The organism is Roseibium aquae (genome assembly GCF_008711285.1).
Taxonomy (GTDB): Bacteria; Pseudomonadota; Alphaproteobacteria; order Rhizobiales; family Stappiaceae; genus Roseibium; species Roseibium aquae.
On record NZ_VXDC01000001.1, the window covers coordinates 274,339 to 295,269 of the forward strand.

Below are 20,931 nucleotides of genomic sequence, written 5' to 3' on the forward strand. Positions count from 1 at the left end.
TCATGGCGCAACCGATCATCATTCCCGCGATCGCGGACGATGGCTCTCTGTATCCCGTGGAGAAGCTCGAGGCACATGAGCGGGGCCTGTACCATCTGGCGATTTCGATCTTCGTGTTCGACGGCGACCGCTTGCTCATCCAGAAGCGTGCGAGCACCAAGTATCACTGCGGCGGATTGTGGGCGAATACATGCTGCTCCCACCCGAATTGGGGTGAGGGGGCCCAGGCAAGTGCGGAACGCCGGTTGCGGGAAGAACTTGGGATTTCCGTTCCGCTGGCCTTTGCCCGCATCGAAACCTATTCGGCGGATGTTGGGAACGGACTGCACGAGCACGAAAAAGTCACCATGTTCACCGGCAGCGCCACAGGTCTGGAGCTCGAGATCGAGCCAAATCCGGATGAGGTGGAGGCCGTGAGGTGGGTGGCCGCGGACGAGCTGCGGGCCGAGATGGCCCGGACGCCGGATGCTTTCACACCCTGGTTCCGCATCTATCTGGACCGGTTTCCCGATCTCGCATTCTGAACGGCTTTTCCAGATCAGCTGGCGCGGGTCCTGCGGAGTGTTCCGGGCCACGAACAAGGCCGGTTCCGGCCTCCATTCAACACTGTGCCGCTGCCTTAACGGCTGGGGCTGCAATCCTTCGATCCATCACAAAAAAGCCGGGCCCGTGGCAGGCCCGGCAGGGTTAGCAGCGCATCTTGTGGCCTATTGAGCTGCCACCCGAGTTTCCTTGGAGGCAGATGTCGGGTCTGGCAGCATCAGCGAACTTTGCTGATCTTCCGCGGGTGCGAGCACCTCGGTTTCACCCGGAACAAAGCTCTCGTAGTCCGGAACGCCCGAACTGGTTTTGGTCGCCAATGCATCGACATAGTCCTGAAGCATGGACACGCCGTACAAGGGCTTTTGAACGCCGTTGTGGCAGGTTGAACAGCCGACTTTCAGCACATCGCCTTCCGGCCCGAGCCGGTTTTCGGGGAAGATTGGCGTGAGGCCGACCATGTAGTCGTTGTTCATTGCCCGGGTCATGCGGATACCATGCCAGGCCGTGACCCGTTGCGGGGGGCTTTCATCCCATTCGTTGAAGGCGCGGCTGTTGTGGCAGGCCATGCAATTCGCCCCGAGACTTTCGGACATGTGCATCATGAGTGCCCATGTTCCTTCCGTTTCCTTGGTCGTCGCCGTGTTTTCCCCGGTCGGCAGAGCCGTGTTCGAATGGACCCGGATTTCCTTGTCGCCCAGGAGATAGTCCGCCAACGCGTTCTGCGGCATGGATGTCCTGCCGACGAACTCGCCTACGACATTCTGACCCGCCCGGTATCCCAGAGCCCCTCTTGCGGCTTCCGGGTCATCGTCGAACCACCAGACGTTTTCCGGGATGTTGTTGCCCTGATGGCAGGTGTAACAAGTCACCCCGACATTGCCGACGTGCGATGCCCAGTCTTCGTTGATGGCCTGGGTCATCTGAATCATCCGGCGGGAAACAACCTTCGTGTAAAGGCCGTCCCAAGCGAAGTTTCCATCATCGCTGTGGCAATAGGTGCAGCCCTCCTCCGGGGAGACCCACTCGGTGATCGCGGCCATGAACTGGTTGAACTGATCGTCCGAAAGATGGCCGAGGACTTGAACGTTCTCGTAAATGTCGTCGGCCCGCTCGCCTTCCGGATCCGCTTCCCAGGGAGCCGGCGGGGCGATGTTCGCCTCCCGCAGTTCGGCTTGTTTTTCAATGTCCCGGCTGACGAACATGCCTGTTCCGCGATAACCAATCTGCTCGGTGTCGACGGGCGGCAGGTCCCAGTCCGGTCCCACAAGAAGTGCGGCGCCCAAAACCACGGCACCAGCGCCGCCAAATATTGTCCAATAACTCATTGTCCGGATCCTCCCATTGCGGGATCAACCACCCCGGGCCACAGGTCGGGCAGAGGCGCGACGATGCCGTGCTTGATGCCCCACAGGTACCAATTGTCGACCACCGTACCGGTGAGAAGAATGCCGATCCCCCCCGTGATCGGGGTCAGGACGGCGAACCACCAGGCCCAGCGGTGAACGGATTCCATGGTCGCGTTGAAGCCCATGGTCCACCGCCAGAACAGGGCAGCGCGTTCGGACGCGGTGCCGCGATCCGTGATCTGCTCAAGCTCCCGTTCGCCGCCATACCGCGTCACCGCAAGGATCGTGGCGCCATGCATGGCGAACAGCAGAACCGATCCGTAGAGGAAGACAATCGAGAGGGCGTGGAACGGATTGTAGTAGAGATTTCCGTACCGGATCGACAGGGCCGCGGTCCAATCCAGGTGCGGGAAGATGCCATAGGGAACGGCTTCCGCCCAGCTGCCCATCAGGATCGGCCGAAACAGGCCGAGCACCAGGAACAGCCAGATCGCCGCCGCGAAGGCCCATGCCACGTGAGTGCCAAGCCCGAGTTGCCGGGCGCGGGTGTAAACCCGGGCCCACCACAAGAGGACAGAGACAAGCAAGAATGCGCTCGCAATCAGATACCATCCGCCCTCATTCAACGGCACGAACAGGGAGAGCCCGTATTTTGCCGGGGGCGGTTCAAGCGCCAGCCAGAACAGCTGCCGGATGAACTGAAGAGGATCCCAGCCGACCGACGCCAGCATGTTGAAGCCGACCATCACGAACCAGACTGTCCCGGTTATCAGCGAGGCAGTGCCGAGAAATCCGAGATAGATGGGACCGATCTGCGCATTGCCGAACCAGCCGGCCAGCCAGTTGAAAAACGGCTTGCCTGTTCGTTCGTCGTTCCCGCGGGGCAGCTCCACACCGGCTTCCAGTGGCCCGCGCACCTGGATCTGGGTGAAAATGTTCTGATATTCCATGTCAGGGTCCTCCTCAGCTCCAGATCGGCAGGTCGAGCCACCAGTTCCACCATTGCGGCCAGCCCTGGGTCCAGAACGGTCCGGAAATCACGATGCAGACCGCGCTCCAGAACCCGGCGTTCAGAGCCAGAACGAGACCAAGACGGTGGATGCCAAGCGTCCCGATCGAATAACCGATGGTGTCGCGGAAAAAGGTGTCTTCATATTCCGGTGTCTTCACCACGTCCTTTTCGGGCGGAAACGTGTCCTTGTTCCCGGGATTGGCCGCTGACAGGATCAGGCCGCCATGCAGGGACAGGGCGAGTGTGGTCGTGAAGAAGAAGGTGACCGCCAGCATATGCGCCGGGTTGTAGTGGAAGTGCAGGTATTGGTACCCGACGTTGGACACCCAATCGAGATGGCTGAAAATGCCGTAGGGAAAGCCATGTCCCCATGCGCCCAGAAGGAATGGCCGGATCACCACGAGAGTGACATAGGCGAAGATCGCGACGCTGAATGCAAAAGGAACGTGATAGCCGATCCCCAGTTTGCGGCAGATTTCGACTTCACGCAGCGCCCAGGACACGAAGGCCCCGATTGCGCAGATCGTGATGATCTGCCAAAGGCCGCCTTCCGCCAAGGGGGCAAGGCCCAAGCCATAGCTGAGATCCGGCGGCGCGATTGAAATCCGCCAGATATTCCATGTGGGTCCAAGGGCTGCGCCGTAAAGGATCAGGGCCGTGCCCAGAATAGAGAAGAAAATCGTCGTCAGACCGAAAAAGCCCACGTAAAACGGGCCAACCCAAAAGTCGAATAGATCTCCGCCAATCAGGGTGCCGCCGCGGACCCGGTATTTTCTTTCGAAGCTCAAGAGTGCCATCGTACATCCTCCGATTGCGAAGAACCGGTTCAATATGGTCCAAGGTGGATCGAAGCCGGCTGCGGGCGGAGGAACAAGCGCCGCCCACAGCCAAGGTGTTTCGCACTCAGCCGAAATTGCGCGGTGTTGCCACCGGCGTTGTAATCGACTGTTCGAGTGCGCTGGTTGTGATTGGCGCGCCTTCCAACCAGTTGAAGCGCTCGGTGCTGAGCAGGACGAGGTGAATCATCACAGCCAGACCGAAGAGGAAAACGCCCTGGACGACCAGCGTCTTGCGCGGGTCGAAAATCATCCAGACTCTCCACATTGTGCTTCTCCTTTATGCCAATGTTGGAAGGAGCGCTGAGACCGTCTGGCCAACGCCTTCAAGAGACGCGTAGCCTTCCGGTCCTGGAATCCACGGGCGCCAAAACCAGACCAGCAAATGGGCGACGACAGCAATGCCGACGAACATGAACATGCCCTGGAGATAGTACTTGTGGAATTCCTGGGCTTCGCCTTCGGACATTCCGGTGAGCGAAACCGTATTTGGACTGGACATACAAATACCTCCTAGTCACAACGCTGCGGGTCCCCGCAGCCGGGTTGCCTCGGGACGGCGCCTTGCGGGCCGGACCTTCGGCGTTCCGTCGGCGTCAATGCCGGCGAAAGAGAAGCGGATCAGGCCAGAAAGGCGTAACCCGCAATGGCGTGTGCGGCCGACCAGGCTTCCGCGACGAGGCTTTGCCCGGTCTCGGAAACGGGTTTCCCCTTCAAGGCCGCGATCGAACGCGTGGCGCTCACCATGACGAGGCACAGTACGAAGGTGATGGCGACCAGGAGGCGATACTCCAAACGGTCGCGCCACCCGTCCAAGCGCCCGGTGTGCTTTGCGCGGTGTCCAGACTTCATGTCCTGTCCTCCAGTTTGCGGCGCGCTGCGCCGTGCCGCCGTCACGCGGCGCTTCCCACTGCCAGCCTGGCCTTGGCCCGGGTGACGTGATCGATGTCGACTAAGTGCTGTCCGTTCGTCTGTGCTTCGGCCTCCGCCGCATCGCGCAAACGTTTGGCGGCCGAAATCCGGATGAGAACCGGTTCGGAGCCGACCAGTTCCTCCAGCAGGCCCGTGGCTTCTTCCTTCCAGCGGATATCCGCCGACCCGCGCGCGGGTGTTGCCTCGACCGCATCCATCTGCGTGGACAGCGGCAGAATGTGGAACAAGGCATCAAACAGGGCGTTGCAATATTCCTGGGTCAGCCAACTCGCGCCCGAATACCCCATGATCGGGGTTCCGGTATGGCGCCGGATGATGGCGCCCGGGAAGGACACGGGGATATACATCGCTCGCGTTCCTGTTTCCGCGATGTACAGTCTTTCATTGTAGGACCCAAAGACGATCATCGGCTTTTCCGATGCGATTTTGGCCCGCACATCTTCATTGTCCGGTTTCACGCCGGCGCGCCGCTGAACCGAAAAGGCGCAGGGCATGCCCAGATCGTCTTCCAGGAAATGCCGGATGCCGCGTTCATACGTCTCGCTCGCGACGACCGCGAAGCTTGCGGTGCCGAAGAAATCCTGGGTAACGGACCGCCACAGATCCCAAAGCGGCTTCAACGTCGTATGCCGTTCCTTCTCGATGAACGGTTCCGGGTCGAGATCCAGGATTTCCCCCAGCTTGCGCAGGAAGGCGGTGGTCGATTCCAGGCCGATCGGCGCCTGCAGGTAAGGCCGGTCGAGAGCCTCGCACAGCTGACGCCCGAACTCCCGGTAGAGGCAGACATTGGCCTGCGCATCGGCGAGCCGGGGGATGTCGTTGAGGTGACTGCCCAGCGGAAAGGTCATGTTGACCTGCGCGCCGATTCCTTCGATCAGCCGGCGAATTTCGGCGAGATCGGAGGGCATGTTGAAGGTCCCGTAGATCGCGCCGATCAGATTGACTTTCGGCTTCTCCCCGTCCTTGCGGGGCTTGACCGGTTTTACCTTGCCCTTCTTCGGGCCGTATTCGGTCCACAGCCACTTCAAGGCGCGGTCCGCTGACTGCCATTGGTCCTCGTCGATCGTGCGCGGCAGGAACCTTTGAATGTTGCTGCCCTCCGGCGTGACGCCGCCGCCGATCATCTCGGCGATGGAGCCGGTGACAACAACCGCCGGCAAATCCGGATCGAGAACCGACCGCGCCCGCTTCATGGCTGCTTCGGTGCCGTGTTGTCCGAGTTCGTCTTCGCTGAGGCCCGTCACGACAATGGGAAGCTCGTGCGGCGGCAGCGCATCCGTGTAGTGAAGGACCGATGTCACGGGCAGGTTTTCGCAACCGACCGGACCGTCGATGATAACCTGCAAGCCCTTGATCGCGGTGAAGGCGTAGACGGATCCCCAATAGCCGCCGGCCCGGTCGTGGTCGATGATCAGCATCCCACAGCCTCCCCATTGTCGACGGCGTTCTTGGAGGTGGCGGCGCGTTTGGCATGGCGCTTGCGCACGGCGGTCAGATCGCCGGGCGTTTCTTCCCAGACACCGGCCTTGTCCCCCCGTCCCACGCCTTCGAAGAAGGCGCTCATCCGCTCGAAGCGGGTCTTGTTGCCAAGCGCGGCGTTGATGACACCAGCAAGGGAGCCCGCGCCGGCGGGCCCCATCAATGGGCGGGCGGAAATGAGGTTCGTGAAATACAGGGCGGGGACGGACGCCTCTTTCGCATGCTGGACGACCGGGGTGGTTCCGATCGCGAGATCGGGCTTGTATTCCTCGAAGGCGGCGATGTCCTGTTCAAGGGAGGCGCGGAAGCGGATCTCAACCCCTTTGGCGGCGAGCCATTCGGCATCCTCTTGCGAATAGGGCGTCTTGGGGCAGGCAGTTCCGACATAGCGCAAATCCGCGCCGCTTTCGACAAGCAGCCGGCCGACCAGAAGTTCGGACCCTTCGTAGCCGGACAGCGTGATCCGGCCATTGATACGGTTTTGGGACAACGCTCCAGAAATGGCGCCGCGCATGGCGTTGCGCACGGCATCGCGCTGGGCTGCGGGAACGTTGCAGACTTCGGCTATGTTGCACAACCACGCATCGGTTCCGTCCGCTCCAACCGGCGCGGAGCCGACAATAGGACGTCCGGCCTGTTTAAACTGGCGGATGGAGGCGGTGTAGAACGGATGGATAGCAGCCACGGCAGCGCAATCGAGTGCCGAGTACAATTCCCGCCATTCGCGCACGGGCACCACCGGCCCCGCGGCAAGCCCCATGGGCTCCAGCAATTGCCCGATGATCATCGGGTCAGCGGGAAACATTTCTCCGATCAGCGACACCGTCGGTCTTTCTTCGACGCCATTGCGCGGTGGCAGCACCGGACCGGCCTCGGCTTCCCGGCGGGCATAGGCCAGCATCGCGCCGGACAGGACATCCTTGGCTTCGGCATGGGTTGGAACCCCAAATCCGGGCACGTCGATGCCGATGATCCGCACGCCGTTGATGTCTTTTGGCAGCATGTCGAGCGGTATGCCCGAGGCAGTCGGCACACACAGGTTCGTCACCACGATCGCGTCGTATTTCTGCGGATCGGCCATGACCTCCACCGCATCCCGGATGTCTTCATAGAGCTTCCCGGTCACCAGCGTTTCGGAGTTGAAAGGCACGTAGCCGACCGACCGCCTGGCGCCGTAGAAATGCGAGGTGAAGGTCAATCCATAGACGCAGCAGGCCGAGCCCGAGAGGATCGTGCCAACCCGGCGCATGCGCAGGCCGACACGCAGGGATCCGAACGCCGGACACATGGATTGGGGCTGGTCATGGGGACCGGCGGGATAATCCTGCTCGAACTGTTCGAGCACCCCGGACTTGCCCGCTGCGATGGCCGCGGCCTTCATCTTTTCCGCGCCCGCATGACAACCGGGAGCGTTGGACTGTGTTTCGGGTCCGGTGTCCGCAGGGGGGGCGTGCTGGGAATGGGGTTCCTTGAGTGTCATGACCACCTCACACCGTGTCGTAGATGACTTCGAGGGAGGGCTTATCGAGCTTCGCCGCCGGACACATGTCTTCCGGGCGCGCAGGCTCGAGAACGTAGTTCGAGGTTTTGTCTGACCCATCGAACAGATCGATCAGATCGTCCTGAGACAGCGGCTCCGGTAGGACGGGCGGGGCTTCGCCAAGAGCGGTTGCCAGCTCCATGAACAAGGGTCCCCATTGATTTTCCGGATGACCGATGATCTGGTAATTCGCGCTTTTGCGGCGGATGTCCTCATGTTGCGGGATGGCGGCAAGCACCGGAATGCCGACCGCGTCGGCGAAGGCCTGTGCTTCGCCTGTGCCATCGTCCTTGTTCACGACAAGCCCGGCCACCCCGACGTTGCCGCCGAGCTTCCGGAAGTATTGCACCGCCGAGCAGACGTTGTTGGCGACATAAAGCGATTGGAGATCGTTGGAACCGACAACGACGACCTTCTGGCACATGTCACGTGCTATCGGCAGACCGAAGCCGCCGCAGACCACATCGCCCAGGAAGTCGAGCAGCACATAGTCGAAATCCCAGTCGTGAAAGCCGAGCTTTTCCAGTGTCTCGAAACCATGGATGATGCCGCGTCCGCCGCAGCCGCGACCGACCTCGGGCCCGCCCAGTTCCATGGCGAATACGCCATCTCGCTTGAAGCAGACGTCGCTGATCGACAACTCCGCCCCGGCTTCCTTCATCTTGGATGAGGTCTGGATGATCGTCGGGCAGGCCTTTCCGCCAAACAGCAAGGACGTCGTGTCGCTTTTCGGATCGCAACCGATCAGCAGGACCTTCTTGCCCAGCTGTGCCAGCATGTAGCTGAGATTGGCGAGCGTGAAGCTCTTGCCGATCCCACCCTTGCCGTAAATGGCGATGATCTGGGTTTGCTTTGTGACCGGTCCCTGGGACGGCGTGTCGACCGGCTGCGAGGCTTCATCGCGCAAGTAGTCGTACATCTGGCGGATGGCTCCGCCGCTGGTTCCTTCGGTCATTGGGCTCCCCTCCAGTCCAAAATCATTTTGACGCAGCCCGGATCGCCAAAGGCGGTTTCATAGGCGGCGGGTGCGGCTTCTGCCGAGTGCGTATGGGTGATCAGACCGGCCAGCGACAACTTGCCGGCACGCACGAGATCATGAACGGCGATCAGATCTGCGGGTCTGAATTCGGCGGCGATCGCGATTCTGGCTTCCCGCATGAAGGCCGGCGCGAATTCGAATGAAAGCCGCGTGTCATAGAACCCGGCCAGAACGATGGTCCCGCCGGGCTGAAGATGGCGGACAGACAAGTCGATGATACCGGGGGTTCCACTGGCATCGAGAACGCAGGCAAACCGGCGGTCTCCGCAGTCCTCGGCCGTTGAGACCGTGTAGCCCTCCGCTCCATCCCGGCGGGCCGGGTTGGTTTCCCAAATGACCGGTGCCGGATGTCCCAAAGCCAGGAGAATCCGTGCGGCCAGCCGGCCCAGAACGCCATGTCCGATGATCAGATCCGGCGGGGGTGCGGCGGGCAGGTTGAGCGCGTGAAATGCGGTGGCCGCAAGCGTGAGAAGGGTCGCGTCCGCGCCCAGTTCCTCCTCGACCGGAACAACCTTCGCTGCAGGTGCGATCAGGCGGGATGCGGTTGCGCCAAACAAACCGGCAGCGCCGTCGAAGCACCGGCTGCCAGGCACCATCACAAGATCGCCTTCCGCCAGGTCGCTCCCGGCCGCCGTTTGGACAACCCGGCCAACTGTCTCGTAGCCGGGGACCAGCGGATAGGACAAACCGGGAAAGAAGGGCATCGTCCCTTCGAACAACCGTTTTTCCGTTCCGGTGCTGATCCCGCTCCACAGCGCTTCCACGATGACATCGTCCGCGCCCGCCGGGATCATCGGCAGGGGGCGCACATCGACTTTCTGGGGTGCTTCGAAAAGAACGGCGTTTGTTTTCATTTCGTGTGGCAAATCCAAATTGGGGGATCTGCTCCTCCTCCTGAATGTCATCTTAAATTAACAGTGTGTAGTGTCAATTCTAATTTACACCCTAAGTAATGGCAGCTAGACACCCGCAATGGCCAGGGTTGCCAGCATCGGGTGGCGGCACTGCTTTTCCTGAAATTTGGAAAAGCCCGCGCTTTCCAACAACTGTTTGATTTCATGTGGCGTTCTGCAAAAGCCACCGCCCATCGTCATCAGGTAGATCGAAAAATAGGCAGTCGAGATCCGTTGCTCCCGGCTGCGTCCGGCCATCGGTTCCCCGATCAAAAGTCTGGTGCCGGGCCTGATGGTTTTGCGGATGTTGGATAGAATCCGCATGACCGCGCCGTCGTCGTGATCGAACAGAACGCGGATCAGGCTGATGCAGTCGTAGTCCGGGGGGATCGGGTCCTCGAAAAAATTCCCGCCATGCAGCCGCACCCGATTCGCAACCGGGCTGCCGGCGAACCGTTGGTCCGCCTGGCGAACGACTTCGGGCAAGTCGAAAAGCCCGAATGTGAGGTGCGGATGGTGCTCGGCGAGGGTCTCGATGAAGACACCGGCGCCGCCTCCAATATCAAGCAGGGCATGATGGCGTTTGAACGGGAAAGACCGGGCAATGTCATCGGCCAGCATATGCTGGCTATCGCTCATGACCCGGGAATAAACCTCGGCCTGGCTTTCATCTACGGCTTTTCCGTCCGCGTGCAGATAGGACCAGAACGCGTTCAACGCTGTTTCCCGGGCTCCCGATTTCAAAAGCTGCACGGGATCTGCCAAGTCACGGTAGAACAAGGCATGGTGCCGGATCATCGCCTGAACGCCGGGGTCCGATGCGATCACGGCGCCAAAGTCGTTCAACACCAATTCGCCGCTGCTTAAACGGCTGGTCAAACCCAGGCAGTCCAAACACTGCAGAAAGGCGCGCATCTGGCGCGGCGGGATGTGAAGCTCCGCCGACAACGCCGACGGTTGCGCCGGGGATTTTTGCAGACGGTGTAGAAGGCCGGTCTCCAGAGCTGCAAACAGCATCTGGGACTGAACAAAGCCACTCACCATTGAAAACAGATCAGCCGCCCGGCGGTTGGAATACCATTGCCCGAGGGGCAGCCGTTTCAAGAGCCGGTGAAATGCGGGGTCGGCCAGCACCCGATGGCGCCAGATCCGCACCCGGTCGAGGATGCTTCTGCGGTTCGGCTGCAATGCCGGGGGCAGGGAGTGTTCAGCGGGGATGGACATTCCCCTCAGGCCGCTGATTGTGCCAGTTTCTTCGGAACCAGCCTTTTGGCTTCGGCCATGATCAGCTCCCGCAGCATGTCGGAACCTCGGCAGTCTGGGATCGCGTCGGCGGCCCGGTGCACGGTTTCCTTCAGGAGGGTCAGGGCCCCATCCAGCCCCAATTGGGCAACGGCGTTCGGGCGCTGATGCGTCTTGTCCTGTCCACAAGGTTTGCCGATTTCATCCATGTCCGCGGCGCTGTCGCGCAGATCGTCCGCCACCTGATAGGCTGCTCCCAACGCTTCGCCGAGTGCGAGCCAATTCTGGGGGTCCGCGCCGGCGGCCACGGCCCCGGCCGCCGTTGCCCCGGTGAACAGGGCGCCGGTCTTTGCGCGGTGGTAGTGATGAAGGTCGATATCTGGTTCGCTTTCCCAAGCCTGTCCGGCCACGATGCCGTTTGGCATTCCAACCGCCCGGGCAATCGTCGCGATCAGCGGCGCGGTGCGGTCCGGGGACTTGCTGCATTCGCGCGCGATGGTCTCGAAGGCGAGGACGATCAATGCATCGCCCGTCAGAAGCGCGATCGGTTCGCCATAGGCTGCATGAACCGACGGACGTCCCCGGCGGGTGTCCGCATCATCGAAACACGGCATGTCGTCATGCACAAGGGATGCGCAATGGAGCAACTCGATCCCCGCGGCCGCAGCGTCCGCAGCCTCCGGGTTTCTGTCACCGGAGGCCAGGGCAACGGCAAGGCAGAGGCGCGGCCGCACTCGCGCGCCTCCGGAAAACACCGCATGGCGCATGGCTGCGCCCAGCTTGGCCGGCTGTCCGCCCGCCGTGGCGAAGGTGATGGCGCGCTCAAGGCCCCGTTCAATCCGTTTTTGCAGGTCCATCGCGCATCCCCTTGTGTCAGGTGGTTGGTACGGTGCATACTGTAAATAAAGATTGACACATATGGATGGATTGTCAACGGATGTTGACGCAAAGCAAGCCAAACCGGGCATCGGGCCGGATCATCGTTGTGGGTGGTGGCATGGGCGGGCTTTCGGCTGGCCTCAGCCTTGCCGCCGATGGTCATGACGTCCTGATCCTGGAAAAAGCCGATGCACCGGGCGGAAAAGCGCGCCTTGTTCCGGTCGGACCTGTGGCGGTAAATGGCGGGCCCACGGTTCTGACCATGAAATGGGTCTTCGACGGGCTGTTCCAAAAGGCCGGACGGCGGCTGGAAGACTATGCTGTCCTTCGGCCCGCCTCCCTTTTGGCGCGGCATTTCTGGCCGGAAGGCGGACGTTTGGATCTGTTTGACGATGTCGAGCGTAGCGCGGTGGAAATCGAATCCTTCAGCGATGCACGAAATGCCGAAGGGTACCGCCGGTTCTGTACCGATAGCGCGGATGTCTTCGGTTTGTTGAAGGACACGTTCATCGACGCCCCGCGCCCGAACATGCTGGATCTCGTTCGCCGGATCGGGTTCTCACGGCCTGCCGCCCAGTTGAAGCTTCAGCCGTTCAAAAGCTTATGGTCCGTGTTGGAAGGATATTTTCCAGACCCGCGATTGCGCCAGCTGTTTGGACGCTACGCGACATATTGCGGTTCATCGCCGTTTCAAGCGCCCGCAACGCTCATGCTGGTGGCGCATGTGGAACAGGCGGGCGGCTGGCGGATCGAGGGTGGCATGCACGCGCTTGCCCATGCGCTTGCATCTTGCGCCAGGGAGCAAGGCGCGGAGGTCCGGTTTGGCGCAGATGTCGCTTGCATCATGACATCCGGAGGACGGGTGAGTGGAGTGCGCCTCGCCAGTGGTGAGGAATTGTCGGCACGCGCTGTCGTGTTCAATGGGGATGTGTCAGCGCTCGGTCTGATGCTTGAGGACGGGGCGAAGGCTGGAGTGCCAGCGGTTCCCGCGAAGGCCAGGTCGCTCTCCGCGCTTGCTTGGTGCTGCCATGCGGAGCCGGCGGGAGCGCCACTCGCCTACCACACGGTGTTTTTCAATTCGAGCTACCGGGACGAGTTTGATGCCTGTTTTTCCCGCCGGCGCATAACGGCCGAACCCACGGTTTACATTTGTGCGCAGGACCGTTTGGCCGATGCGCCGCCGCCGGAGGGCGGCCGTGAGCGGCTGCTGTGTCTCATCAACGCCCCGGCGAGCGGGGATTTTGCCTATCCCGACAAGGGGGAGATCGATCAATGCCTGACAGCAACACTCGCCCATCTCAAGCAGTGCGGTTTGACGCTGGACCGGGACAAGATGGATTGCGTGGCCACGGGGCCGATGCAGTTCCACACCCTGTTTCCGGCGAGCGGGGGGGCGATCTACGGACCGGTCACCCACGGGATGACGGGAGCCTTCAACCGTCACGGGGCGCGAACCCGGATCAAGGGGCTTTATCTGGCGGGCGGAACGGTTCATCCGGGACCGGGGGTGCCCATGGCGGCGCTTTCCGGGAAACTGGCGGCGGAGTGCCTGGTGTCGGACCACGCTTCGATGCGGTAGTTCCACCGGGCGGATATTTGTGGTGGTACATTGACGGCGTCAGCGCGTGCGGCCGCTATGGCTTAAGCATCATCACCTTTGTCGGTTCCGTGTTCTCCCCATACTACGCTTGGCGCGGCCGCCGGGATCCGGATGACCATGTGTGCATGAATGTCGCGCTCTACGGCCCGGTCAAGAACCGGTGGGCGATGACCGAGCGGGGCAAACAGGCCGCCAGGCGGTCCGCGACCCGGTTTCAGGTCGGCCCGAGTTCGCTCGAATGGACGCAGAATGAATTGCATCTTTCATTTGATGAGGTCGCGGTCCCGCGCCCGCCCTCCGAATGGGCGCCAACCCGCATCAAGGGCCGCGTCGTCCTGAAGCCGGCGGCCCTGACAAACCGGATCTTTTCGATCGACACCAAAGGCGATCACCGTTGGTGGCCGATCGCCCCGCTTGCCGATATCGGTGTTTCGTTCGAGTTCGGCGGAACGGATTGGAACGGTCACGGATATCTGGACTGCAATTGGGGTATGGAGCCGATCGAAACCGCCTTCCGCGATTGGGATTGGGCACGCGGGGTCTTGCCGGATGGCCGGGCCCTGCTGTTGTATGACACGCGCCGGAATGACGGAAGCGAGGACTGCCTGGCGCTGGTGTATGATGGCGAGGGCGCATTGAGCGAGTGGCCGGCTCCGTCCGCCAGCCCCTTGAAACGCGGCTTCTGGGGCATCACCCCGAAAGCTCATCACGATACCGGGCATGAACCGGTGCTGGTGCGGACCCTGGAAGACAGTCCATTCTACAAGCGATCTTTGGTCCGCACGGTCATCGACGGCGAGCCGGTCGAATTGATGCACGAAACGCTGTCGGGAACGCGGTTTGCCTCCGCGATTGTGAAAGCCATGCTCCCGTTTCGCATGCCCCGTCGGTCGGGACCGGCGATCGGCGAGGTCAACGGGCGATAGGCCGGTCACGTCGCTTGTCCAAAAAAGAGCGGCTATGATGAGTTGGCGAAGCTTGAAGAAATCATGGAACGGCATCGGCTCCTTTGGCCGCTGAACTGGGGGAGGGTGTCTCCTTGTCCTGCCGGTCCAGCGCCTCGCGGTTTTCGCGTCTGCGAATATCCCGTGTAACGGACCAGTATTGCCACCCGATCAGAAGCATGGCGCCACCGAAAACGATAACCAGTTCGATCAAGGCATAGTCAGCCATTGGGCCGGCTCATGGATTTGCTTTCCCGCCGGCGCAGTTCCGATGACAGCATCAGTTCCACCATGCGGCCGGCTTTCGCCGTCAGGCCCTTCACATCGTTCTGCGCAAAGACGGAGGCCGCATCGACCATGAATTGCGTCGTCGCATGGGCCGGCGCTGTTGCGACGGTTTGAAACAGCCAGGGGCTTCCGGCCGCTTGTGCAACCAAGGCAAGTTTGCGCTGCCGGCTGGTGACCGCGCGACGGGTCACACTGTCATAGCCGTTGGCGGCAATCACCGTCCCGATCTCCCGGTAGATCAAGGCTGCGCTGTAAATCGCGATCCGGCAGGAGGACGGCAAACCCGCAATGCCGGTCACCGCCCGGGAATACAGCTCGTCCGCGGCGCCGAGCAGGCGGTGGACCGCTTGCAGGATTTCCGGCTTTGGCGATGGGTTCCGCAAGAACTCCTGCGGATCGAGCCCGGCATCGAGCAGCCAGTTTTCCGGCAGATAGAGCCGGCCGCGGGCTGCATCTTCGCCCACATCGCGGGCAATGTTGGTAAGCTGCATGGCCAGTCCGAGGTCGGCCGCGCGCGCGAGGATATTCCGGTCTGTGACGCCCATGATCATCGACATCATCACGCCGACGCTGGATGCGACCCGCGCCGCATACGCGGCGAGATCCTCCAGGGTTTCGTACCGGCGGGCTTCGGCGTCCCAGGCAAAGCCTTCCCCAAGCGCGTCGGGCAGTGTCTTGGGAATGGCGAAGTGGGCGACCACCGCCGCGAAAGCGCGGTCTTCCGGAAAATCTTCCGGTGTGCCGCTGTAGATCCGGGCGGTTCTGGCTTTCAATTGGGCCAGCCCCGTTTCGATACATGGGCTTTCATCGATCAGGTCGTCTGCCGCCCTGCAATAGGCATAAAGCGCTCTGGAGGCTTCCCGTATCGGACGGGGAAGCAGACGGGACGCGACCATGAAGGATTTCGAGCCATGCTGGATCGATCGGTTGCATCCCGCCAGAAGGTCCTTGTCAAGAGTGAAGCGGTCACGCGAATTGGCTGGCATGCGGGACAACCTTGTCCAGTATCTTGGCCGAAGAAATCACGCCGGGCAGGCCGGCGCCAGGGTGCGTTCCCGCGCCGACCATGAAAAGGTTGTCAAGCTCTTCGGATTTGTTGTGCGGCCGGAACCAGGCCAGTTGAAACAAGGTCGGTTCTATGCCGAAGGCTGCGCCCTTGATGGACAGGAGGTCATCTTTGAACGCGGTCGGGGTCAAAAGCTTGGACGAAACAACATGGTTTGACAGGCCGGGCAAAAGGGTCTGCTCAAGATAGGCTTCGAGCTTCTTGCGGTAGGGTTCGGCAGCCGTCTCCCAATCGATGTCCGCTTCCAGATTGGGAACGGGGGACAACACGTAGAAACTGTCGCAACCGGGCGGCGCCATGCCCGGGTCGGTTTTTGTCGGCCGGTACAGGTACAGGCTGAAATCGTCGGCCAGAATCTTGCGGTCGAAAATATCGGTCAACAGGTGCTCGTACCGGGGGCCCATGAGGATTGTATGATGGTCGACTTCGCCATACGTCCGGTTCGTGCCGAAATACCAAACGAACAGGCTCATGGAGTGCCTTGACCTTGCAATCTTCTTAGCCGTCCAGCGTTTTGCCGGGCGTTTTCGGAGCAGGCGGGTATAGGTCCATCCCGGGTCCGCGTTGGACACCACAATGTCGGATGGAATCGTCATTCCATCCGCAAGCCTGACACCCGTCGCTGCGTTGCCTTCGAAGGTGATTTCGTCGACGTCGGCGCCGGTGAGAATGCTGTTTCCCTGGCTCTGGATCAGTTTTGCCAGTCCCTCGACAAGCGCATGTGTGCCGCCCATGGCGTAGTGAACGCCGTATTCCTTCTCGAGATAGGAGATCAGGGACATCATGCCGGTGGTGCGCAAGGGATTCCCGCCGATGAAAAGTGGGTGAAAGCTGAGCGCAAGGCGCAAACGCCGGTCCGCCACATACTTGCTTGCGAGCTTGAAGACAGACCGGTCGGCGCGGCGCCGGACAAGGCTGGGCATGACCGCCATCATGCGCGGCACCGTATCGACCGGCGTATCGATCAAGTTGATGAAACCAGCTTCGAAACAGCGCTCACTTTCCTGCAAATACCGCTCGTATCCTTCGACGTCCGATGGATTGAGACGGCCAATCTCCTGCCGCATCCGCTGCGTATCGGCGGACGGGCGGAAGACGTCGCCGTTGTCGTATCGGATCGTATAGAAGGGGTCGAGTGGCACGAGGGCGATATCATCTGCCATCACGCGGCCGCACAGCGTCCACAGTTCTTCCAGGATGAACGGGGCCGTGATGATGGTTGGTCCGGCATCAAAGGTGAAACCGTCCTGTCGGAACCGGCGGGCACGCCCTCCGGGTTGGTCCAGGCGTTCGAGAATTGTGACCCTGTAACCGCGCGCGCCGAGACGGACCGCTGCAGCAAGCCCCCCAAAGCCCGACCCAATGACAATCGCATGCGGTCTTGGATCGTTGACCGTTGCGGTTCCAAGGTCTGGGTTATGATGTGTCATCATCAATTGACAGTATGCCACGTCAATCAAGTGTGGCAAGCGGGTTTCTTCTTATCCCGCTTGAAAACGCGCCAGATCCTCCCGAACCAGGCCGGCAATCCGGCCGGGTGCGATCTCATGCAGAAGATGACCGCCCGTTTCAACGATGGAAGAGCGTCCGCCGGGCAGGAAGCGGGCCGCTGACCGGGACACCCGCGCGGGAACCATCGGATCGTCCGCTGCCGCGATCAGGTTCACTGGAACACGGATTTCCCCCAGGCGGTTGACAAGGGGGTCGAGATCCCAGCCCGCCATCATGCCGAGTGCGCCCTTCACATGGGCCGGATTGCTGACCAGCAACGCGTAGCAAGCCTTGCCTTCGTCATCGAGTTGGGAGCCGGTCGCCTTGAGAAGCCTTTGCACCAAGCCGCCGATGCGGGCTTGCATCGCAACGGTGTTCGCCGTCCAAGGGTTGAAAAACAGCACCTTGGCAAGAGGGGAGAGAAAGGCATTGCCCGGGATGGCTTCCAAAGCGCTGTTCAGTCCAAAAACAAGGCGGGGCGCAAGGTGGCCATCCAGGACGGCTTGAAGAAGAAGAGCGGCTCCCGCGGAATGGCCGATCACGATGTCAGGCTTCGTCTCAAGCGTGCGGAGAAGACCGCCGAGCGCCCGCGACATGCCCGGCAGGGCAAGGTCCCTGCGGCGCGCGCCGGTGGTAAAGCCGTGCCCCGGCAAATCGGGAACGAGGACCCGGTGATCCTGCGAAAAAAAAGGAATGAGACCGCGAAAGGAGTGGGAGGCCGCGCCAGTGCCATGGATCATCAGGCAGACGGGAGCTGCCGGTGGACCCTGATCCTGCACATGCCAAACGATATGTCCGCTTCTGACGAACCGGCTGGCGTCGCGATGCGGCCAGGTTTTGCCGTCCCGGGCGAAAGACAGGGTGCGCACCATGTCCAGGTTCACGCTCGCCCAGCCAGATAACGGCTGACAATCCGGGAAACGCCCGAGGCGGAGACATAGGGCAGCGTGCAATAGTCCGCCTGCATCGCCTTGGCCAGTTCTTGGGCGGCCGGCCGCGGACGCGGCGCAATATCGATAAAAACGGATTGAAATCCCCGGAAAGCACCATCTTGGGCCAGTTTCCGGGCATCGGTCGCGGCTTGCCGGCGGTTGGGTTCGCCTTTCAGCGAGATATTGGCGTTGCCATCGGTGAGATACACGATCAATGGGCTTTGGCCACGCTGGCGCACCTGCGCGGCGAGTTCCAGGGAGCGTTGAATGCCATTTGCCAGCGGGGTCGGTCCGCCGCCGGGCAGCCCGGTCAGGCTGCGTTTGGCCCGGACCAGGGAACGCGTTGGTTCCAGCAGGACCTCGGCCTCACGTCCCCGGAACGCCACCAGCGCCACCTGATCCCGGCGCACATAGCAGTCCCCCAGCAGAAGCTCGATCGCGCCTTTCGCCTCCGCCAGCCGCGACAGGGCGGTGGAGCCTGAAGCGTCGACCGTAAAGATGGCGGTGGATTCTGTCCTATGCCGATAGCGCACGTAGCGGAAATCGGAAGGCAGGATATGGATCTTCATGCCGGCTTTCCAGCCGTGGAGTGCCAGGTCCGGGTTGCGCAGTCTTTGCCAGGGGATGGCGGCCCGCAGGGTCGCGGCAATGTCCGGCCGGGCGCTGTCATAGGGCGGGCGCGGTGTCAGGCCGATCGGCCGGCCGCGCGCGCTTCCCGTTTTCCGGGCGCCTGACTTGCCGGTTTTCGCCTTGGCGTTCGCCCGTCCCGCCATCGGGTTGCGCAAGGCCTCCACAATTTCCCTTGAGGCGGTTTCCGAACTCACACTCATCTCCGCAAAAAGATCATCGAGGCTCAGTTCGGCTGGTTCTTGTGTGTCCGGTGTTTCCTGGGTTTCTCCAGTGGATTGTGGCGGTGGTCCTGTACCGGTCTCCGGGTCGGCCGGTGCCTGATCATCTTCCTGCGTGTAGTCTGTCGTTTGAATCTCCCCAATGCGTAGACACAGGCGCAGGGCTTCCTGCAAATGCGCCGCGGTGACTTCGGATGTGTCGTCTAGTCTGGCCAGCAGCCGCGCGGTCCGCGCTGCCGAGGAAAGTTTGCGGAGCGAGCTATCCGCGATTTGTCCGGTGATATGTGCCAGCAGCGCCAAGGCATCATCCGCGATCGGTGGCAATTGATCCGGCTGCGGGCTTGCCGCGTCGGCCTGCGAATCCGAACAGGCACTGCCGTCTGGCTTCATGTCGTGGATGCTTATCCCGTCGAGGCAGATGTCGAGAACAAGCCGGTCGGTCAGGCCGCCGGCCATTTCCTCCTCGCCGTCGCGGGTCTCGTCGAGGACGACCAGCAGGAAATGCGCCGGATGAGACCGTCCCTGCCGATCCGTCACCGTTCCGGTGTCCAAGGCGCGGGCGAGAATCGCGGCTTGCGCTACCGGCAGACGTTCGGCCATTGGAACCAGCAAAACACCATGGGTCGCCCGGCTCAGAACGCCCCGTTCCGACAAGGGGCGCCCAGCTTGCAGCGTTGCTGCCACGTCGAGGCCGCCAATCAAGGCGTCCACGGAAATCGAGGCGGGGATGCGCAGAAACGGTGTCCGATCCCCCAGAAAGTCTTTCAAGATGGCCAGATAGGCATCGCGCACGGGGCCAGCCCCGGACCGGATCCGGAGGCTCAGGGCAGGGCCTGATGGCCGGTCCGAGGCCATCGCGTGCCGATGGGCGAGTTTGACCAGATCAAGGGCCCTTAACGCGTCCTGCCAGAGGGCGGTTCCGGGAGAGGCGTGCTGGCCGGGTTCACGCATGACCCACCGTTTGGTCGACCACCTCGTCGATCACGCGCGTCACCCTTGCCACGGACCCAGCTTCGTCCAGCGGATCGCGGCGCAGCCTGTGGCACAAAGCCATGGGCGCAACCGACAAAATATCAGCGACGGTCACCTCCATTCGCCCGTCGAGGGCCGCATGGGCCCGCCCGGCCCGCATGAGGGTCAGTTCTCCGCGCAGCCCGTCAACCCCCAGTCGAATGCACAGATCGGCCGCCAGACGCAGGCTCTCATCTGGAACATTGACGGACGGAATGACTTTCTTGGCTATCAGGATCGCGTCCCGGATTTCCAGGTCCGCCGCCTGCCAGGTTTCATGAAAGGAAACCGGGTTCAGTTCATAGGCGTCGCGGCGGCGCACCACTTCCACACGCGTTTCAATGTCATCCGGCGAGCCGACATCCACGGACAGGCCGAACCGGTCGAGTAGCTGCGGCCTGAGTTCCCCTTCCTCCGGATTGCCGCTGCCGATCATGATGAATTTGGCCGGATGGCGCACGCTGAGCCCTTCCCGTTCCACGACGTTCACGCCAGACGCCGCCACATCCAGCAACAGATCGACGAGATGGTCTTCCAGCAAGTTGACTTCGTCGATGTACAAGAACCCGCGATGCGCCCGAGCAAGAAGACCCGGTTCGAAGGCGCGCTCCCCGGACAATAGGGCCTTTTCCAGATCAAGCGCGCCACATACGCGGTCTTCGGTCACGCCGAGGGGAAGGTCGACAATCGGTGTTGGTCTGAGTGAGCGCTGCGGATGGGCCTCGCCATTGCAAACCGAACAATGGGGCGACGGATTTTCCTCCGTGCAGTTGTACTGGCATCCGTCGGCGAGGCTGAGTTCGGGAAGCAGGCCGGCCAGGGCGCGAACGGCTGTGGACTTGCCCGTTCCCCTGTCTCCAAAAACAAGCACACCGCCCAGGCCCGGTTCTACCGCCGCGAGGAGAAGCGCATGCTTCATCTCGTCCTGACCGACGATTGCGGAAAAGGGAAATGGATGTGTCATGCGGATTGCCTCACAGCAGGTCGTCTGGCTCCGAACGCAAGAGCA

General features: G+C 61.8%; 21 protein-coding genes. 3 read left to right on the top strand and 18 right to left on the bottom strand.

What is annotated here, in order from left to right:
- Nucleotides 1-2: 2 nt before the first annotated feature.
- Complete coding sequence (gene idi / locus F0184_RS01180) at nucleotides 3-524, top strand: isopentenyl-diphosphate delta-isomerase (protein ID WP_150493616.1); 522 nt, start codon at nucleotides 3-5, stop codon at nucleotides 522-524.
- A gap of 183 nt (nucleotides 525-707) precedes the next feature.
- Here the strand turns inward: idi and pufC are convergent, their stop codons facing one another.
- The 12 genes from pufC to F0184_RS01240 all read right to left on the bottom strand — a co-directional run bounded on the left by pufC (nucleotide 708) and on the right by F0184_RS01240 (nucleotide 11,720).
- Nucleotides 708-1,868 (bottom strand): photosynthetic reaction center cytochrome PufC, encoded by a 1,161-nt coding sequence (gene pufC / locus F0184_RS01185; RefSeq protein ID WP_150493618.1) that lies wholly within the window; start codon nucleotides 1,866-1,868, stop codon nucleotides 708-710.
- A complete protein-coding gene (gene pufM / locus F0184_RS01190) occupies nucleotides 1,865-2,839 on the bottom strand; it encodes a photosynthetic reaction center subunit M (RefSeq protein WP_150493620.1) in 975 nt (324 codons plus the stop codon). Before pufM ends, pufC begins: the two co-directional genes overlap by 4 nt.
- Before the next feature lie 13 nt (nucleotides 2,840-2,852).
- Nucleotides 2,853-3,698 (bottom strand): photosynthetic reaction center subunit L, encoded by an 846-nt coding sequence (gene pufL, locus F0184_RS01195; RefSeq protein ID WP_150493622.1) that lies wholly within the window; start codon nucleotides 3,696-3,698, stop codon nucleotides 2,853-2,855.
- A 106-nt stretch (nucleotides 3,699-3,804) separates the two neighbouring features.
- Nucleotides 3,805-4,005 (bottom strand): light-harvesting antenna LH1, alpha subunit, encoded by a 201-nt coding sequence (pufA, locus tag F0184_RS01200; protein WP_150493624.1) that lies wholly within the window; start codon nucleotides 4,003-4,005, stop codon nucleotides 3,805-3,807.
- Nucleotides 4,006-4,017: 12 nt separating this feature from the next.
- On the bottom strand, nucleotides 4,018-4,239 hold the full coding sequence (gene pufB / locus F0184_RS01205; protein ID WP_150493626.1) for a light-harvesting antenna LH1, beta subunit: 222 nt from the start codon (nucleotides 4,237-4,239) through the stop codon (nucleotides 4,018-4,020).
- A 119-nt stretch (nucleotides 4,240-4,358) separates the two neighbouring features.
- Nucleotides 4,359-4,589, bottom strand: a complete 231-nt coding sequence (locus tag F0184_RS01210) for a hypothetical protein (RefSeq protein ID WP_150493628.1) — start codon at nucleotides 4,587-4,589, stop codon at nucleotides 4,359-4,361.
- A gap of 41 nt (nucleotides 4,590-4,630) precedes the next feature.
- Nucleotides 4,631-6,088: a chlorophyllide a reductase subunit Z gene (bchZ, locus tag F0184_RS01215; protein ID WP_150493630.1), complete on the bottom strand. Its 1,458-nt coding sequence runs from the start codon at nucleotides 6,086-6,088 to the stop codon at nucleotides 4,631-4,633.
- Nucleotides 6,082-7,629 carry a chlorophyllide a reductase subunit Y gene (gene bchY, locus F0184_RS01220; RefSeq protein WP_150493632.1) on the bottom strand — a complete coding sequence of 516 codons (1,548 nt, stop codon included), beginning with the start codon at nucleotides 7,627-7,629 and terminating at the stop codon, nucleotides 6,082-6,084. The genes bchZ and bchY overlap by 7 nt, the downstream gene beginning before the upstream one ends.
- A gap of 7 nt (nucleotides 7,630-7,636) precedes the next feature.
- Nucleotides 7,637-8,644: a chlorophyllide a reductase iron protein subunit X gene (locus F0184_RS01225; protein WP_172971939.1), complete on the bottom strand. Its 1,008-nt coding sequence runs from the start codon at nucleotides 8,642-8,644 to the stop codon at nucleotides 7,637-7,639.
- A complete protein-coding gene (gene bchC / locus F0184_RS01230; RefSeq protein ID WP_150493634.1) occupies nucleotides 8,641-9,582 on the bottom strand; it encodes a chlorophyll synthesis pathway protein BchC in 942 nt (313 codons plus the stop codon). Before bchC ends, F0184_RS01225 begins: the two co-directional genes overlap by 4 nt.
- A gap of 105 nt (nucleotides 9,583-9,687) precedes the next feature.
- On the bottom strand, nucleotides 9,688-10,845 hold the full coding sequence (locus tag F0184_RS01235) for a methyltransferase (protein WP_150493636.1): 1,158 nt from the start codon (nucleotides 10,843-10,845) through the stop codon (nucleotides 9,688-9,690).
- 5 nt (nucleotides 10,846-10,850) lie between these two features.
- A complete protein-coding gene (locus tag F0184_RS01240; RefSeq protein ID WP_150493638.1) occupies nucleotides 10,851-11,720 on the bottom strand; it encodes a polyprenyl synthetase family protein in 870 nt (289 codons plus the stop codon).
- 80 nt (nucleotides 11,721-11,800) lie between these two features.
- Between F0184_RS01240 and crtD the strand changes: the two genes are divergently transcribed.
- Both crtD and F0184_RS01250 read left to right on the top strand, forming a co-directional pair.
- Entirely contained in the window at nucleotides 11,801-13,321 is a 1,521-nt protein-coding gene (crtD, locus tag F0184_RS01245) for a 1-hydroxycarotenoid 3,4-desaturase CrtD (protein WP_150493640.1), read from the top strand.
- 146 nt (nucleotides 13,322-13,467) lie between these two features.
- Complete coding sequence (locus F0184_RS01250; protein WP_244298945.1) at nucleotides 13,468-14,268, top strand: carotenoid 1,2-hydratase; 801 nt, start codon at nucleotides 13,468-13,470, stop codon at nucleotides 14,266-14,268.
- A gap of 61 nt (nucleotides 14,269-14,329) precedes the next feature.
- Here the strand turns inward: F0184_RS01250 and F0184_RS01255 are convergent, their stop codons facing one another.
- Genes F0184_RS01255 through bchI form a run of 6 tightly spaced genes read right to left on the bottom strand, consistent with a single transcriptional unit; the run spans nucleotide 14,330 to nucleotide 20,886 of the window.
- Nucleotides 14,330-14,515, bottom strand: a complete 186-nt coding sequence (locus F0184_RS01255; protein WP_150493642.1) for a hypothetical protein — start codon at nucleotides 14,513-14,515, stop codon at nucleotides 14,330-14,332.
- Nucleotides 14,508-15,560, bottom strand: a complete 1,053-nt coding sequence (locus F0184_RS01260) for a phytoene/squalene synthase family protein (protein ID WP_150493644.1) — start codon at nucleotides 15,558-15,560, stop codon at nucleotides 14,508-14,510. The genes F0184_RS01255 and F0184_RS01260 overlap by 8 nt, the downstream gene beginning before the upstream one ends.
- Complete coding sequence (locus F0184_RS01265) at nucleotides 15,541-17,073, bottom strand: phytoene desaturase (RefSeq protein WP_208998269.1); 1,533 nt, start codon at nucleotides 17,071-17,073, stop codon at nucleotides 15,541-15,543. Before F0184_RS01265 ends, F0184_RS01260 begins: the two co-directional genes overlap by 20 nt.
- A gap of 48 nt (nucleotides 17,074-17,121) precedes the next feature.
- Nucleotides 17,122-18,015 carry an alpha/beta fold hydrolase BchO gene (gene bchO / locus F0184_RS01270; protein WP_150493646.1) on the bottom strand — a complete coding sequence of 298 codons (894 nt, stop codon included), beginning with the start codon at nucleotides 18,013-18,015 and terminating at the stop codon, nucleotides 17,122-17,124.
- Nucleotides 18,012-19,862: a VWA domain-containing protein gene (locus F0184_RS01275; RefSeq protein WP_150493648.1), complete on the bottom strand. Its 1,851-nt coding sequence runs from the start codon at nucleotides 19,860-19,862 to the stop codon at nucleotides 18,012-18,014. The genes bchO and F0184_RS01275 overlap by 4 nt, the downstream gene beginning before the upstream one ends.
- Complete coding sequence (gene bchI, locus F0184_RS01280) at nucleotides 19,855-20,886, bottom strand: magnesium chelatase ATPase subunit I (RefSeq protein ID WP_150493650.1); 1,032 nt, start codon at nucleotides 20,884-20,886, stop codon at nucleotides 19,855-19,857. Before bchI ends, F0184_RS01275 begins: the two co-directional genes overlap by 8 nt.
- Nucleotides 20,887-20,931 lie beyond the last annotated feature (45 nt).

Coding starts and splice junctions, on each gene's coding strand:
- idi (WP_150493616.1), top strand. CDS start 3: ATGGCGCAACCGATCATCATTCCCGCGATCGCGGACGATGGCTCTCTG.
- pufC (WP_150493618.1), bottom strand. CDS start 1,868: ATGAGTTATTGGACAATATTTGGCGGCGCTGGTGCCGTGGTTTTGGGC.
- pufM (WP_150493620.1), bottom strand. CDS start 2,839: ATGGAATATCAGAACATTTTCACCCAGATCCAGGTGCGCGGGCCACTG.
- pufL (WP_150493622.1), bottom strand. CDS start 3,698: ATGGCACTCTTGAGCTTCGAAAGAAAATACCGGGTCCGCGGCGGCACC.
- pufA (WP_150493624.1), bottom strand. CDS start 4,005: ATGTGGAGAGTCTGGATGATTTTCGACCCGCGCAAGACGCTGGTCGTC.
- pufB (WP_150493626.1), bottom strand. CDS start 4,239: ATGTCCAGTCCAAATACGGTTTCGCTCACCGGAATGTCCGAAGGCGAA.
- F0184_RS01210 (WP_150493628.1), bottom strand. CDS start 4,589: ATGAAGTCTGGACACCGCGCAAAGCACACCGGGCGCTTGGACGGGTGG.
- bchZ (WP_150493630.1), bottom strand. CDS start 6,088: ATGCTGATCATCGACCACGACCGGGCCGGCGGCTATTGGGGATCCGTC.
- bchY (WP_150493632.1), bottom strand. CDS start 7,629: ATGACACTCAAGGAACCCCATTCCCAGCACGCCCCCCCTGCGGACACC.
- F0184_RS01225 (WP_172971939.1), bottom strand. CDS start 8,644: ATGACCGAAGGAACCAGCGGCGGAGCCATCCGCCAGATGTACGACTAC.
- bchC (WP_150493634.1), bottom strand. CDS start 9,582: ATGAAAACAAACGCCGTTCTTTTCGAAGCACCCCAGAAAGTCGATGTG.
- F0184_RS01235 (WP_150493636.1), bottom strand. CDS start 10,845: ATGTCCATCCCCGCTGAACACTCCCTGCCCCCGGCATTGCAGCCGAAC.
- F0184_RS01240 (WP_150493638.1), bottom strand. CDS start 11,720: ATGGACCTGCAAAAACGGATTGAACGGGGCCTTGAGCGCGCCATCACC.
- crtD (WP_150493640.1), top strand. CDS start 11,801: ATGTTGACGCAAAGCAAGCCAAACCGGGCATCGGGCCGGATCATCGTT.
- F0184_RS01250 (WP_244298945.1), top strand. CDS start 13,468: ATGAATGTCGCGCTCTACGGCCCGGTCAAGAACCGGTGGGCGATGACC.
- F0184_RS01255 (WP_150493642.1), bottom strand. CDS start 14,515: ATGGCTGACTATGCCTTGATCGAACTGGTTATCGTTTTCGGTGGCGCC.
- F0184_RS01260 (WP_150493644.1), bottom strand. CDS start 15,560: ATGCCAGCCAATTCGCGTGACCGCTTCACTCTTGACAAGGACCTTCTG.
- F0184_RS01265 (WP_208998269.1), bottom strand. CDS start 17,073: ATGATGACACATCATAACCCAGACCTTGGAACCGCAACGGTCAACGAT.
- F0184_RS01275 (WP_150493648.1), bottom strand. CDS start 19,862: ATGCGTGAACCCGGCCAGCACGCCTCTCCCGGAACCGCCCTCTGGCAG.
- bchI (WP_150493650.1), bottom strand. CDS start 20,886: ATGACACATCCATTTCCCTTTTCCGCAATCGTCGGTCAGGACGAGATG.